12 protein-coding genes are annotated in these 14,869 nt (G+C 38.5%); 9 read left to right on the top strand and 3 right to left on the bottom strand.

From position 1 onward, the window contains the following. Nucleotides 1-16 precede the first annotated feature (16 nt). From KOLE_RS05190 to KOLE_RS11145, 3 genes are all read left to right on the top strand, one after another. Nucleotides 17-265, top strand: coding sequence for a TM1266 family iron-only hydrogenase system putative regulator (locus tag KOLE_RS05190; protein WP_015868394.1), 249 nt, complete (start codon nucleotides 17-19; stop codon nucleotides 263-265). Nucleotides 266-1,022: 757 nt separating this feature from the next. After that, nucleotides 1,023-2,060 (top strand): ABC transporter substrate-binding protein, encoded by a 1,038-nt coding sequence (locus tag KOLE_RS05185; protein ID WP_015868393.1) that lies wholly within the window; start codon nucleotides 1,023-1,025, stop codon nucleotides 2,058-2,060. Further along, a complete protein-coding gene (locus KOLE_RS11145) occupies nucleotides 2,041-3,492 on the top strand; it encodes an HD-GYP domain-containing protein (RefSeq protein ID WP_015868392.1) in 1,452 nt (483 codons plus the stop codon). Before KOLE_RS05185 ends, KOLE_RS11145 begins: the two co-directional genes overlap by 20 nt. Here the strand turns inward: KOLE_RS11145 and KOLE_RS11140 are convergent. Further along, nucleotides 3,489-5,195: a sensor domain-containing diguanylate cyclase gene (locus tag KOLE_RS11140; protein WP_049753250.1), complete on the bottom strand. Its 1,707-nt coding sequence runs from the start codon at nucleotides 5,193-5,195 to the stop codon at nucleotides 3,489-3,491. The genes KOLE_RS11145 and KOLE_RS11140 overlap by 4 nt on opposite strands. Nucleotides 5,196-5,292: 97 nt before the next feature. Here KOLE_RS11140 and KOLE_RS05170 point away from each other — a divergent pair, with 97 nt between their 5' ends. From KOLE_RS05170 to KOLE_RS05160, 3 genes are all read left to right on the top strand, one after another. Continuing rightward, nucleotides 5,293-6,324, top strand: coding sequence for a mannose-1-phosphate guanylyltransferase (locus KOLE_RS05170; protein WP_235599723.1), 1,032 nt, complete (start codon nucleotides 5,293-5,295; stop codon nucleotides 6,322-6,324). Then, complete coding sequence (gene pepV / locus KOLE_RS05165; protein WP_015868389.1) at nucleotides 6,321-7,712, top strand: dipeptidase PepV; 1,392 nt, start codon at nucleotides 6,321-6,323, stop codon at nucleotides 7,710-7,712. Before KOLE_RS05170 ends, pepV begins: the two co-directional genes overlap by 4 nt. Before the next feature lie 93 nt (nucleotides 7,713-7,805). After that, a complete protein-coding gene (locus KOLE_RS05160) occupies nucleotides 7,806-8,906 on the top strand; it encodes an ArsR family transcriptional regulator (protein WP_015868388.1) in 1,101 nt (366 codons plus the stop codon). Nucleotides 8,907-9,032: 126 nt separating this feature from the next. Here KOLE_RS05160 and istB read toward each other — a convergent pair whose 3' ends face one another. Together istB and istA are read right to left on the bottom strand one after the other, a co-directional pair. Then, complete coding sequence (gene istB / locus KOLE_RS05155; RefSeq protein ID WP_015868387.1) at nucleotides 9,033-9,755, bottom strand: IS21-like element ISKol1 family helper ATPase IstB; 723 nt, start codon at nucleotides 9,753-9,755, stop codon at nucleotides 9,033-9,035. Between the two features lie 7 nt (nucleotides 9,756-9,762). After that, complete coding sequence (istA, locus tag KOLE_RS05150; RefSeq protein WP_012744575.1) at nucleotides 9,763-11,232, bottom strand: IS21-like element ISKol1 family transposase; 1,470 nt, start codon at nucleotides 11,230-11,232, stop codon at nucleotides 9,763-9,765. A gap of 554 nt (nucleotides 11,233-11,786) precedes the next feature. Here istA and KOLE_RS11135 point away from each other — a divergent pair. From KOLE_RS11135 to KOLE_RS05135, 3 genes are read left to right on the top strand one after another with little or no spacing between them, the layout of a single operon-like run. Continuing rightward, nucleotides 11,787-13,403, top strand: a complete 1,617-nt coding sequence (locus KOLE_RS11135; protein ID WP_015868386.1) for a sensor histidine kinase — start codon at nucleotides 11,787-11,789, stop codon at nucleotides 13,401-13,403. Beyond that, nucleotides 13,375-13,779: a response regulator gene (locus KOLE_RS05140; protein ID WP_015868385.1), complete on the top strand. Its 405-nt coding sequence runs from the start codon at nucleotides 13,375-13,377 to the stop codon at nucleotides 13,777-13,779. Before KOLE_RS11135 ends, KOLE_RS05140 begins: the two co-directional genes overlap by 29 nt. After that, on the top strand, nucleotides 13,760-14,857 hold the full coding sequence (locus KOLE_RS05135) for an HD domain-containing phosphohydrolase (RefSeq protein ID WP_015868384.1): 1,098 nt from the start codon (nucleotides 13,760-13,762) through the stop codon (nucleotides 14,855-14,857). The genes KOLE_RS05140 and KOLE_RS05135 overlap by 20 nt, the downstream gene beginning before the upstream one ends. Nucleotides 14,858-14,869 lie beyond the last annotated feature (12 nt).

The following is a 14,869-nucleotide window of genomic DNA, read 5'->3' as shown; positions in this document are numbered from 1 at the left end:
TTTTGAGGTGATAAATTTGCAGGAAAGAAAAGTGGGCATAGTGGCAATAACCGTTTTAAACCGTGAAAATTATGCCAGGGTTAACGAAATTCTACATCAATTTGCAGACGTAATTTTAGGACGGATGGGTTTACCGGTTAAAGAGAGACAAATCTCTATAATTTCCGTATTGGTTGATGGAACGACTGACGAAATTGGAGCCCTTACTGGAAAACTTGGGCAAATCGAAGGCGTTAAGGTCAAAGCTACGTTGTTGAAGGTTTGAGAGTCGCTTTGCGGTGGAAGTACCGGACAACGTCTGGGACGCTTGCAGGCTGTCAGTTGGAGAAGCGACACGAACCGCAAGCGGTTGTTACGAACTCCTGCAGAGTTGACTCGAACCACTACGTGGTTGTCATGCGCCTTCGGCGGAAAAAACCAAAAGCGGGTATCGGATCTGGGGTATAGGGTTTAGAAAGTTCAAAAACTAGGAACTAACAACTAGCAACTGAATTCTTGTTCGAGATCTGGCATCCGACGCGAAGCGCTGCCCAGCATCAGTCAGTGAAGCTGATTCCAAGCATCGCCCGGTATCAGCGGCATTGTCGTTTTCAAAACAATTCCTTGCCCATTTTTGTGCTATAATTAACCTAAGATTAAAAACAGAGCAATCATGTTCGCCTTTTCCCACAAAGTACGATTTTACATCATACCATCATATATAACTTTTTCTACACTTCCCGAAAAAAACAGGATATTTATATAGTAACAAGTGACAAGAAACAAACAAATACTTTATTTGAACGTATAGAAATAATATCTTTTTTCAAAGAGTTATTTCAAGAAAAAGTGCTTAAGTTGTCTGAATCAAAAATTCTTTCACAATTGACTTGCACAATACAAAACCAAAAAAATAAGTCGAATCTTACCGGTCACAGATACAAAATAAAGTGTTACAATACCCTAGGATTTTCTAAAATCTTTCGGGGTTCCTAGGAATAAATATGGTAATATTTGATTTTACACAGGTACGGGGGCAACAAATGACAGGAACAAAAGAAAGTAAAAGAGAACGAGCAAAAATCTTTTGGCTTGTCCTTTTAGGAATAGTTGTTATCATATCCGCAGTTTTTAGTATTTTAAGGATAGTTTCAATTTCCGGTGTCATTTTACTTTACGATGACAGCAGCGATATGCTGCGAGCTTTCGAGGAAGCTTACGAAGCGTATAATCTTGATTTGAAGGTTTTCAAAATACGATATAATCCCGATACTGTTAAAAAACAACTTGAAATGGTTTCACGTCATGGGATTCGGCTGATAATCGGGCCACGACTTAGTTCAGAGGCTGAAGTTTTGTTGCCCATCCTGGTTGAATTGGACATGTATGCGATTTCTCCCACCGTCACTTCTCCCCGTGTTGTAGGAATCGACAGAAGAATAGTAACCATGGCTGTTGAGGATAAAAAACAAATCGAGATGCTGGTTCAAGAAATGATGAAAGATGAGATAAAGAGACTTCTTGTCATTAAGGGAGAAGAGAATAACGCTTATGCTTTTTTACCCTTTATAGAACTTTTAAAGCTTGAATTTGAAGGCGAAGAAGTTATAGTTCATTGTCTTCACAAAGATGCCAAGAAGGAATTTGAACTTCCCGATAATGTATTAAACTTCGACGGAATTCTGTGTGTAACCGACGGCAAAACAACGGGTATGCTGTGCAAAAAACTCTTCGACATAGGTTATAAAGGAAAAATATATGCTTCTGATTATGCTATGGACAAAAATCTTTTGCTCTTTTCCAAAAAATATATCGATAAATTGAAAGTGTTTATGCCTGTTTCGAAAAAGATAGCGCCAAGTAAAAATGCCGACTACGTTGGAACTTATAACGCCGTCATCCTTGCTAAACTGCTTTTGGAAAGATATCACAATGATTTAAAGCGGGCATTTACAGAACTTATAAACTTTTCTTTTGAGGGGATAGATGGCCCGGTTACGATTACCGAAAATTATTACGCAACAAAGGAATGCAGCATAATAACATTGGAGGAAGTTTTCAATGGAGAAAAGCATTGGTGATTTGAAGAAGTATTCAAAACGCGCAGTTGCTGCTGTTTGGATCAATTATATTGTGTGGACGGTTATCGCGATTGTTTTAATTTCTTCTATATACACAAAAAGTGTCCGAGATAGAGCTACCATGGCAAAAGAAAACTTCGAGTCAATTCTGCAAATGATCTCTGTAAATCCTGAGCTTCCGGGTGTTTTTATCGAACCGGTTGAAGATGGAACAGTGAGGGGAATCGAATTAGAACGCCTGATAGGGGATCAAAACTTTTCAATAGGAGAAGGCATTCTATGTGAGGAAACCAGCTTCAAGTTTCTGAAAAAAGAGAACGATAAGGGATATTTGGTCGAGGTACCCATAAAATTCATAGAGAAATTTTTCAATGTTCCAAAAATTATTTGGTACATAGCGGACGAAAATGGAAAAATACTATATTCTTCAACGCCATTGGTGTTGAGTGAATCTAGCAAAGATGTTTTGAAGGGGTCAGATCATTTTTATCAGTTCACAACATTCAATATTTTGGGTTCGGATTATGTTCTAGGAATCGGAGAACAATGGATAAATTCCCTTATGTTCCTTCTTGTTTCATTAGGTATTATAATTTTCATATCATACCTTCCTTTAGCTCTTACAATTAGTAAAATCGCTGCAGAAACAAATGAAATCCAAAATGACCAAAAAGAGCTTTCCAAAGTACTCGAAAATCGAGACAGAAAGGTAATCGTACATTATAAGGAACACATAAAATTACTTACAGCAATCAAGTCCTGTTCTTCCGAACGGAAAAAGCTACTCAACGAGCTAGGTAAGTTAAGAGAGGGACTGGAAAAGTGTAAGAAAAAAATCGAATTGGAACGCGAAATTGCTAGAGCACATTTCAAAAAGCTCCTTACGGCACTCGGACAAGAGATCGAAGAACGTTCTCACAGCGTGACACCTGATATTAAAACGATGGTGGAAGTAGCACTTTTGACAGCTCAGGAATTAGGGGTACAAGATGAAGAAGAGCTTGAAGCTATAGAGTTTGGCGTTATTCTCCATGATATCGGGATGATAGAAATTCCTGAAAGCATTCTCCACAAACCGGGGATCCTAACGGAAAATGAAAGGGCAATTGTTGAAAAACATCCGTTAATCGGAGCAAGATTAGTTTCTCAACTCTCGCTATCACCACTTCTGGAAGATATCATAAAGCACCATCATGAACGCTACAATGGCCAGGGATACCCGGATGGTCTATCCGGTGATCATATATCAACAAGAGCCAAGGTTGTCAATCTGGTTGATACATATTTCGCCATTATCTCAAAAAGATTCCACAGAGCACAATACCCCAAAAAAGAAGCATTGAGGATCATTGAAAGTGAGAAAGGAAAATCTTTTGATCCAAAAGTTGTTGAAGTTTTTAAGCGAGTGATATCAAAATCAATAGAATCTTAGATAGCATAAATTTTATTTTTCCCGGCTTTTTTCGCAGCGTACAAAGCCCTATCAGCTTTTTCAACCAGATCAGAAGCACTTTCACCGTCGAAAGGATATGAGGCAATCCCCATACTACATGTTACTCTCATTTTTATCTGTCCTACAGATATTTCTCTTATCTCCTTACTGATCCTTTTAGCAATATTCATAGCGTCTGCTTTTGAAGCATCCATAGCGATTACAGCGAATTCATCTCCACCGTATCTTGCACCAATATCTTTCTTTCTAAGGTTCTTCCTTATAACCCGAGCTATCTTTTCTATCACCTGATCTCCAACAACATGCCCATAGGTATCATTTATTTCCTTGAAGTTGTCAAGGTCTATCATAATGATTGAGAAACGTTTTTCTTTCGATTTTATTAGTTTTTCTAAGACTGAATAAAATTCTGTATGGGTGTACAGCCCTGTTGCAAGATCGGTCTTACTAGCCATAAGAATTTCTCTGAACCTGGTTGAATCCTCTATTACTCTCAATATTTGATCCGCGATGATTTCGAGCATTTCAATATCTTCAAACTGAGGCCTTTTTCCATCTTTGGGCGCGTCGACAGATATATAACCAACCATTTCTTCGTTTCTCATTATGGGAACAATCAATACATCGCCCGGCTTCCATTCTGCTTCGGATTTCAAAAGTTCATCGTAATCGCCGACATAAGCATATGTGGTATCAATCTCTTTAGCACCTTCAGGTATAAAATACGATCTACTTACTTTGAACTGGTCATCTAAAACCTGCATTATATAGTCAATCGGTGGAGGATTTGACTTCAGCTTATCGAACTCTTCTTTTGTTAATCCTGATTGTGCAACACGAATTATCTTATTATTCCTTCTATCCAGAAGATTTATAATACAGTATTTGTAACCTAACGCGTCATTTACTATTTGCGCCATTGTATTTAACGCCTCTTCAAAGTCCGGATTTGATCGAACTATTGAAATCATTTCTAAAATCTTTTTAAGCCTTTCCCTTATACTCTCTATTCTTTCTATACTTTTCTTTCGTTCTTTAGAGATGTTTGAAAACTGAACATATACCCAAACGATTCCCACAATGACAGGATAAAGAAGGAAAACTAAAATGGTTTCAAAAGCAAGGCCAAGTTCATAAAGCCGCCACATAAGGCCACCATAAATCGCGAGAAATACAAAATAAATAAATTCTATACCACTAACTTTCAACAGCTCCGAATCAAATACCTGTTTTTTTCTAATATACGCGTACAACAGATCTCCCATAATAAAGTTCAGTGCTTTTGCCACTATTGCAAACACCAGCAGAGCTATGTAGGGGTTTCTTACGTTATCCGAAAAATATACGGCAACTCCGTACATAACGAAATAGTGAAGGGCCCCGTACAGCTTTCTTTTTATCAAGTCAGGCCCTTCAGAGTGTTTTTTAAAGAAACTGGAGAAAAATGCAATAAAAGGAAGAAAATACGGTGCCCCAAAAACTACAATAGGAACTGCACCAGCAAAATTGGTGACAAGTTTTATCTTTGATTTTTTTATCCTAAATAGATCAGTAAATACATAAAAAGCAATCAAAGGGACTATCTCCAGCTGGAAGTTAAAAGTGAACCCTTGTATGATAAAAATTGTCGTTATAAGAACTGAAACCGCCACCATTATAAAAAGGGGAAACAAATATCTCATACAATCGACCCCACATATACGAATCATATCCACCTTTAACAATTATACTACATTTTGAAACAACTCCCTTTTTTTCTGATATCCTAATATAATGGAGGTGATACTTTTGATAATCGCAGTAATAATGGCAGGGGGTATAGGGGAAAGGTTGTGGCCCCTCAGTACCAGAAAAAAGCCAAAGCAATTTCACATTTTTGGAGCAGAAAAAACTCTAATAGAGCTAACAGTGGAAAGGGCACAGGCATTTGCGGATAAAATCTATATAGTTACCACCCGAGAACAAAAAGCATTGTTCACGAATTATCTTCCGAATTTTCCGCAACAAAACATATTGATAGAGCCTTTCAGGCGTAATACTGCTCCTGCAATCGCTCTGGGGTGTTTGCATGCTTCTGATGAAGATATAATAGTAGTTCTACCTTCTGATCATATTATAAGAGATAAAGAAACCTTTGAAAGAACCATGAATTCCGCAATCAAAGAAGCATCAAAAAACAATATCCTTGTCACTATAGGTATTACACCAAATTCACCTCATACAGGTTACGGTTATATTGAAAGAGGTGAGACATTCAATTCAGAAACGGGAAGTTTCACCGTAAAAAAATTCCACGAAAAGCCTTCTTTTGATGTCGCCCAACGTTATGTAAAAGATGGACGTTTTTACTGGAATTCTGGAATGTTTGTATGGAAAAAATCCTCTTTCGATAAAGCTCTTGCTTCGCACTTAAAGGATATCAACTCAGCTATGAAAGAAATCAAAAATGATTATTCGAAACTTGAGAGCGTTTACAAGGGCATGCCCAACATTTCTGTAGATTATGGGATAATGGAAAAAGCAGATAATGTTATTGTAATTCCAGCGAACTTTTATTGGAACGATGTTGGAAGCTGGGATTCCGTTTACGATCTGGAAGAAAAGGATGAAAATGGTAACGTCGTTAAGGGAAATTTTATTCTACACAATGTAAGAAATTCTCTTCTAGTAAATACCACACAGAGGAATATCGGTATTTCTCATGTTGAAGATATGATAGTCGTTGTTTCCAATGAAGGAACTTTACTATGTCATCGCGGAGAAACACAATATGTAAGAGAAATCACAAAAAGATTGGAGGAGAAAGCGTGAATACAAAAATTGACAAAATGGTTCTTGAATTGCGCGACAAAATAGTTGAATCCGTTTCAGAACTTATTAAAATACCCTCCGTTGAAGGAACGCCAAAACCCGATGCTCCATTTGGTGAAGGTGTTAAAAAAGCATTGGATTATGCCCTTAAATTGAGTGAATCTCTGGGGTTCAACGTTAAAAACGTAGATAATTACGCAGGGCACGCCGAATTCGGTAACTCAGGAAAACTGTTTGGAGTTTTAGGTCACCTTGATGTTGTTCCGGAAGGTGACAGTTGGAGCGTCGATCCTTACAGTGGGGTTATAAAATATGGTTATATATGGGGTAGAGGAGCAATTGATGATAAAGGACCAACGATAGCCGCTCTTTACGCACTTAAGGCTGTAAAAGATTCTGGAATTCCAGTCAAAAACAGAATTAGAGTTATATTCGGTACAGATGAAGAGTCAGGCTGGAAGGGTATTGATTATTACCTCAAAAAAGAAGAAATTCCTGAAATGTCCGTTACCCCCGATGCTTCGTTCCCTATCATTCACGCGGAGAAGGGAATAGTAAACTATCATTTTCTTGGGGAAACAGGAGAATGGAAGGGAAACTTGCGAATAGAAGAAATTGATGGTGGCAACGCTTCGAATATGGTTCCAGCATCCGCTTATGTTGTGCTCAACGGAGAACTCGATGAGGCAGAAAAGCTTCTCAAAGAATTCAAACCAAAGAATGATACTAAGATAAACTGGAAAAAGGAAGGAACCAAACTGAGAATTAACTTCGAAGGCGTTTCAGCACACGGTGCAGAACCTCAAAATGGTGTCAACGCGATAGCTCCAATGCTCGACCTTCTTTCAAAGCTAAATTTAAACAACGAGTCATTTGAAAGGTTTATTAAACTTCTGAACGAAAAAATCGGCTATGAAATCGATGGTAATTCCCTCGGGATTTCCGGGATGGATGGAATCACAGGACCCCTTACGGTAAATCTAGGAACACTCAAGGCAAACGGAGACGCGTTAGAAGCGGTTATAAACATAAGATATCCAGTCTTCTTCAACGAAGAACGGATTTTCTCGCAGGTAAAAGAAGCAATGAAGGGCTTAACAGTGGAAAGGAAACATCATCATGATCCACTCTATATGTCACCAGACAGCGATCTTGTGAGACTTCTTAAAGAAGTCTATGAAGAGGTTACAGGGGAAGAAGCAAAGCTTCTCACAACCGGTGGCGGGACCTACGCCAGAGCTGTTCCCAATGCTGTAGCCTTTGGAGCACTTTTCCCGGGTAGGGAGTTCACCGGTCACAAACCCGATGAGAGAGTCCTCATCGATGATCTGATAATGCTGGCAAGAATATATGCTCAACTGTTCTATCGTGTTCTAACAGAGTGGTAATATATACAAAACAACCAAGGGGATGACAGGGGGCAGTTAAAAAGCCCCCCTTCTCAAGGAGTTTAAAGGTTGAAAGTGAAGGGGGTTAAATGCATGAGTTTAATTGAAAAAGTTGTTCTGACCGATTCAATCGTCTATGACTTTCTGATGAGTCTCGAAAGACTCAACAATAACGAAAAATTTAGAAGTGCATACGACAAACCCGGGATAAAGAACAAATTCTACCCATCTCCGGAACTGGTAGCATGGATAAATGAGACTCTTCAAGAATTACCTGAAGATATCAAAGAATTGATGGACAAATATTTCCATTGGGAAACCTCTTTTGGTCTCTGCCTGGCACTAAACATAGTACGTCACGATATCAAAAGCGTTGAAGAATTCATTAATTTTATTAGAAATATGTCCGAAAAAGAACTTCTACAGCATTTTATTTGCTCAGGCTTTGGTCCGATTATTGAGAAGGATGAAAAGGTTGAATCATTCGAAAAACTCATCGAGGAACTCATCGACGACCAGGAAAAGATGCTCATGTTTATAAGCAAGAATCTGCTTTTCCCTGTGGAACAAAAGGCAGTGGTTCTTGAATTCTTTTCAGACCCTTCAAAAGCCAAGCAGGATTATCTATACTTGCTCGAATGGTATTATGAGCATATATTTAAGCCAATAGAAGATAAAGTAAAAAAATCTAATCAGAACTACCTGAGATTTTTAGAAGGTTACTTGAATGACTATGGGGAAGAATATTTAAAAAAGCTCGTACTATCTCAGGAATTCGCAATGAAGGCAGAAAAAATCGTTCTTGGTGTTTCTTATTTCTATGGTCTTTCATCTTTAAGCTCCATAAATGACGATATGGTGATGAGCATAAACGGCTACGATCGGATACATAAAGCCGCTGAAAAGAAAGATGATACTTTAAGTTGTGTCAGCCTCCTTTTTAAGTCTCTGGGAAACGAAATAAGAATTCAAATATTAAAAGCAGCTGTGAAAGAAAAAATAGATGTATCAGATCTGGGAAGAACCTTGAAATTATCAAACTCAGAGATTTCACATCACATCTGGTATTTAATAGAAAGTGACCTAATAAAAATAGAAAAGGCTGATAAAAGACTCATGGTTTCCTCCGACGTTAATACAATTAAAGCCTCAGTTGAAAAAGCTCTAGAAAAGTTAATAAACACGTTGGGCTAAAATTGTTTTTAAACTGCCTCTAACTCTAACCGTTACAATTTTTTAGAATCAAACCCTCCACTTTGTGTATAAAGTCAATAGGTTTTTGACCCGGGAGGGCCATAAGGAAATGACCCGCTACCCACCTCAGGTATCTTCTAAAATATCCCTTCTTCTGTAACTTCTTCCAGACATATTGAGGATCAAAGCGTTGTGTGTAATTCTGTCTAACAATGCCATGGTTAGGGCTTTATCATGGAAAATCTTTATCCATTCTGAGAACACGAGATTCGTTGTAATTAACGTGCTCTTTGTCTCGTATCTCATTGCCAGGTATTGGAAGAGCAGCTCTGCACCTTCAATGTCAAAGGAAATGTATCCCAATTCGTCTATTATCACCAGATCGAGCTTTTTGAATTGTTTTGCGTATCTCACAAGTTGTTTTTCGTCTTTTGCTTCTTTCAGTTCGTTAATCAGGCCTGCCGCTGTTTTGAATAGAACGTTATATCCTTCTTCACAGGCTTTTATTCCTATTGCCGTTGCCAGATGTGTTTTTCCTGTACCGGAGTTACCCAGCAGTATTAGGTTTCTATTCTCGCTTAAAAATTTCAACGATTTCAGTTCTTTAAGATGTTTCCTGGCGTCTTCTGGAAGGGCTGCTTCGTTGAGTTCTTCAAATCTTTTGGGTGTTGGAAATCCAGCCCGTTTTATTTTTTTCACTATGTTTCTGCTTTCTCTGGATTGTACTTCCGATTCCAGTATCTCCAGAAGGAATTCAATGTAACTCATGCCTTCTTGTTGAGCTTGTCTAGTGATTCTCTCGTAACTGTTGAATATTCCCGGTGTTTTCAGCCTTTTGCACAATCTCATTAGTTTTTCATCCACGGTGAACACCTACCAATCTGTCGAACTCAGAAGGATCACCGTGGTCTATCTGTATCTTCAAAGGATAGTCAAAGGTTTCATATTGTATGGGCTTTTGTTGTAATAGGTTTCTCATTATGTCTGCTGTTGGGATAATCCCGTTTTCAAAGAGCTCTTCTATTTTTTCGCAGAAGGTTTTTTCGTCATAATCGTTCAATAATTCCAGTAATTGTACGAATTCCCTTGGCTTAGTGGTATAATATTTGCCGAACACGACTTTTAGTGTGTCGTTTAATGCCTGGAAGGCTCTTGATCCTGCAAGGGCTCCAGGCTTTTTTCTTAGGGTGTTCAGGTAGTGAGCTATCTGTATGGCGTATTTACCTTTACCTCTTAAGCGTTTGTGAACCGCAACGACTTTGCCTTCTTTCAATATTTCTATACGGTCTGGATATATCTTCAGCTGCACTCTCTTCCCGGGGCAATCCTCAGGAACAGAATAGTAATTACCGTCCAGCATTATTAACGAATATCTGGATATGATCCTTTCTTCAAGACGATAGTTGTTGTAGCTGGCGGTAGGTAATGCATTTAGTTTTTCTTCATTGAGAGCTTTTACCGGAACTAACTCTCTTCCATATACAGGAGAAGCATTTAGTTCTGCCAGTTTTTCTTTTAAATATTCATTCGCTTCTTCCAGGGAATCGAATTCATTCCTTTCACTGAATACCCAATTTCTAACGAAACCAACACTTTCCTCATCTGTCCCCTTTTCCTGGGGTGAATAAGGATTACACAACCTGGGAGTGAATCCAAAGAAGGTGGCAAATTTGACGAAGTTCTTGTTCAGGTTCTTCCTGTCTTTCACCACCTTCATGTTGTCGTAGAATATCTCCTGTGGTACACCACCAATCTCCTCGAAAAAGTCTATGTGTGCCTGGATTACCTCCTGGGCAGTTTCTCTTTCAAAGACCCTGGAAAAACGATACAGCGAACGATTCAGTACCATGAATGCAGCAGGGTATTTCCCTTTTTCACCGGCAATGACCAGTTCCACCTCTCCCCAATCAAATTCAGCTCGTTTACCATCCGGCTTCTGAATGATGTAGACATCCCTTTGACCGTGTTCTTCCTTCCATTTGCGAACAATCCTTTTCACCGAGGTATAACTTATCTTGTGTCCTTCCTTAACCACCATTTGCCAGATTTTCTTCGCGGTGAATTGCAAATTCTTGGGTTTGTCCTTGTTGGAATCCAGGAGTTCTTCAATCCTCGCTACTGTCCTTGGCTCAATCGTCCGACGCTTAAAAGGAACGGGCTTCCTAACAATCACTTCCTTTGCGCTTCCTAATTTCACTGCTTCGATTCTGCGTAAATACTTCCTAACAGTGTTCCGGGATATCCCGGTGAGTCTTGTTACCTCACGAATAGAACCATATTCCTGATAGAGCCGTTGAATCTCTTTGACCTCGTACACGTTTTTCACCCCTCGTATACCTCCTTGAGCAGATTGTTTCTATTATCTCGCTCAAGAAGGTCTTTTTTTCCAGGGGGTAACGGGTCAATTTTCTATGGCCCTGGGGGGTCAATTTTATTTGACCACATACAACTTTGCAGAGTGGAGGGTTATTTTTATTGATAAAACCGACTTTAATTCTAACAAATCAGGTACACAGAAAATTTCAGACCCTTAACATACTCCCAGATTTTATACTAAATCCAATGAACCAATCATACGAATGAATAAGTAATACTAATGAAATAATAAAACACAATCATATGAACAAATATAATATCAATGAAAGGGGAACATAATGACAAAAACATATAATTAATTGTATATAACGAATTCAAAGCACATACTTTTAACCAACTTAAAGGCAAGATGGAAGGTCATTGAAAACAGCATGACCCTTTATATATTCGCGGTTAGTCAAAATGTACGGGGAGATTGTCTTGTTCCCATACAAAATCATCCTTTGGATGACATTGTCATTATTTAAATGTTCTTCTTTTCGTTTAATTGCCTGGAGGCGTTCTATGAATAAGTTGTTGAACATCTTCAGATTGAGTCTACTTCTTTCTTTGCTGATCATATTATTCGCTATACTATTTGGGATATACCTGCCAATGAAAAATGAACTTACAAAAGAAGTCCATGAGAGCTTCTCAAACAACGCCAAATTATCCGAGAAAACTGTTGAGAGTTTCCTTGAACGCTGTATCGAGGGAGCAGAAAGCCTTTCCAGCCGTACTATGATCAGGAAGATGATAGTTGAATATCTCGGTGGTAACATCACCCTCAAGGAACTTCAAGAATACACTTCACCGAAATATCTCGATGGAGCTAGTACACTCCGGAATTTGAAAAGTGCTACTCGAGTTGTCTCGGGAAACATCATTGCTTCTGTTGGAGATTCAAACATGGAAAAAGCAATAAGTTGTGAAGACGTGTCAGAAACATCTTTAGATATAGAATTTGAGAATCAATCGATTGTTGTCAATGTATGTTCTCCAATACGCGAAGCCGACACAATTATAGGTTATGACTTTGTTTCTTTTGACATGACAAAACTCTTAGATGAAATCAATACAGGAAATATTGTATATGAGATCTATATCGCAACTAATTCAAAATACATTTCATCAAAAGGAAAAACATTTGACGTTCTCAAAGACGATACGTTGGGTTCAAATGAGAAAATAACATGGTATACTATGAAAATAGGAGATACGGATGCCTTTCTGGTTGCCAGCATACTTAATGATATTATCTACGCTCATATAAAAAAATTGGCCCTGCTCATTTCGATTATTATTGCTGCCACATTCCTCACCGTTATTCTCCTAACGTATTTTGCTATTCTCACAAACGCAAGGAAGATGATAAAAACTATGGAACAAGATAATATAAAGATCAAAGAGTTAGAACGTCTTAAATCCGAATTTCTTGCTACTATGAGTCATGAGTTGAGAACCCCTCTCAACTCTATTATTGGGTTCGTTAGCATGATTTTGCAGGGCATTTCAGGAGACATCAACGAGGAGCAGAGGAAGCAACTCTCTATGGTTCACAGTTCTTCAATACACCTCTTAAATCTGATAAACGATATCCTGGATATCTCCAAGATTGAAGCTGGTAAAATGAGTTTTTCTAAGGATAGATTCAATATTAAAGACGTTATTTCTGAAGTTGTACAAAATGTTTCGCCGTTGATTTCTAAAAAAGAAGTGAAGTTAATAACAGAAATACCTGACGAGATTCCAGAGGTCTACAGTGATAAAACGAGGGTTTTCCAGATTCTCCTGAATCTGGTCAGTAACGCGATTAAATTCACGGAGAAGGGCGAGATAAGGATAAAATGCGAGGTAGATGGAGATAAACTGAAAATCAGCGTTTCTGATACAGGAAAAGGGATAAAGGAAGAAGATATGGAAACATTATTTGAAGCATTTCGACAGATAAGTGGTTCGGCACGGCGCAGGTACCAAGGTGCTGGGCTGGGGCTTTATCTTTCCAAAAAGCTTGTGACATTGTTGGGCGGTGAAATCTGGGTTGAGAGCGAATACGGTAAAGGTTCTACATTTACATTCACCCTGCCGCTCAAATCTGTGGAGGAGAATAATCATGAAGAAAAAAGTACTGGTGATAGATGATAACGAACAGAATCTGTATTTAATAACCTTTCTTCTTGAAAGTAAAGGATATGAGGTCATTACAGCCATCGATGGGATCAAAGGGATAAAAAAAGCTATAGAGAAGAAACCTGACCTTATCCTCCTGGATATACAGCTCCCTGAGTTAGATGGCTACGAGGTGGCGAAGCGGATAAAGAGTATAGACGAGATTAGTCATATTCCAATAGTCGCTGTAACTTCTTACGCCATGCCAGCAGATGAAGAAAAGGCGCTTGCCATCGGCTGTGTTGGATACATCAAGAAACCATTTTTTCCTGAGAATTTCATACCAGAAATAGAGAAATATCTTTTCGAAAATAAGGAAAGTGATAAACATGAAAATTCTGGCTGTTGATGATAACAAAGAAAATATCTATATGTTAGAGACTTTGTTCAAGAGCTATGGTTATGAAGTTGAATCTTCCCAGAATGGTGTTGAAGCTCTGGAGAAATTGGCCGAACAGGATTTTGACGTGGTAATTTCCGATATTTTGATGCCCGAGATGGATGGTTTTCAATTATGTCGCAGGGTGAAAATGGATGATAGATTAAAAGAAATCCCTTTTATACTTTATACCGCTGCCTACACCGATCCAGAAGATAGAAAATTCGCCCTCAGCCTTGGAGTCGATAGGTTTGTTGTCAAGCCATTAGAACCAGCTACTTTTGTTGAGATAATAAAAGAAGTTATTCAGAACCATAAAGTAAAACCTTCAAACAACAAGGTAGTAAATAAGGAAGAGATTGTATATCTTAAGAAATACAACGAGAGATTGATCAAGAAATTGGAAGATGGAATGCTTCAGTTAGAAGAAAGAAACAAAGAACTCGAAAAAAGCTATAAAAAGGTACAGAGAACCCTGGATTCCGTTGTTGAAACAATAGGATTGGTAATTGAAATGAGAGATGCCTACACTTCTGGTCATCAACGACGCGTAAGTCAGCTTGCCTGCGCTATTGCCAGAGAAATGAACCTGTCAGAAGAACAAATTGAGGCTGTTCGTATAGCTGGTCTTTTACATGATATTGGCAAGATATCCATACCGACAGATATCTTGAACAAGCCTGACAAACTGAATAAATTTGAACTCGGAATTGTAAGAAACCATCCACAAACTGCATTTGAAATATTAAAAGACGTGGAATTTTCCCAGCCCATAGCTGAGATTGTGCTCCAGCATCATGAACGAATAGATGGATCCGGTTATCCTAATGGCTTGAAGGGTAACCAAATTCTCACAGAAGCGAAGATACTAGCAGTGTCAGATGTTGTTGAAGCCATGGCGTTCCACAGACCTTATCGTCCGGCACTTGGTATAGCTAAAGCTTTAGAGGAGATCACCACAAATTCAGGTAACCTCTACGACCCTGAGGCTGTAAAAGCTTGCATAGCAGTGTTCTCACGAGGATTTGATTTTGAAAAAGAGAGGTAAAAAGCTTACATT

Origin of the sequence: Kosmotoga olearia TBF 19.5.1, assembly GCF_000023325.1 — a bacterium.
GTDB classification, from domain to species: Bacteria; Thermotogota; Thermotogae; order Petrotogales; family Kosmotogaceae; genus Kosmotoga; species Kosmotoga olearia.
This window is presented reverse-complemented; position numbering and strand designations above follow the sequence as displayed.

Bases quoted from the DNA above. Each gene is read 5' to 3' on its own strand.
- KOLE_RS05140 (WP_015868385.1), top strand. From the start codon at position 13,375: ATGAAGAAAAAAGTACTGGTGATAGATGATAACGAACAGAATCTGTAT.
- KOLE_RS11135 (WP_015868386.1), top strand. From the start codon at position 11,787: ATGAATAAGTTGTTGAACATCTTCAGATTGAGTCTACTTCTTTCTTTG.
- KOLE_RS05135 (WP_015868384.1), top strand. From the start codon at position 13,760: ATGAAAATTCTGGCTGTTGATGATAACAAAGAAAATATCTATATGTTA.
- KOLE_RS11140 (WP_049753250.1), bottom strand. From the start codon at position 5,195: ATGAGATATTTGTTTCCCCTTTTTATAATGGTGGCGGTTTCAGTTCTT.
- KOLE_RS05185 (WP_015868393.1), top strand. From the start codon at position 1,023: ATGACAGGAACAAAAGAAAGTAAAAGAGAACGAGCAAAAATCTTTTGG.
- KOLE_RS05160 (WP_015868388.1), top strand. From the start codon at position 7,806: ATGAGTTTAATTGAAAAAGTTGTTCTGACCGATTCAATCGTCTATGAC.
- KOLE_RS11145 (WP_015868392.1), top strand. From the start codon at position 2,041: ATGGAGAAAAGCATTGGTGATTTGAAGAAGTATTCAAAACGCGCAGTT.
- istB (WP_015868387.1), bottom strand. From the start codon at position 9,755: ATGAGATTGTGCAAAAGGCTGAAAACACCGGGAATATTCAACAGTTAC.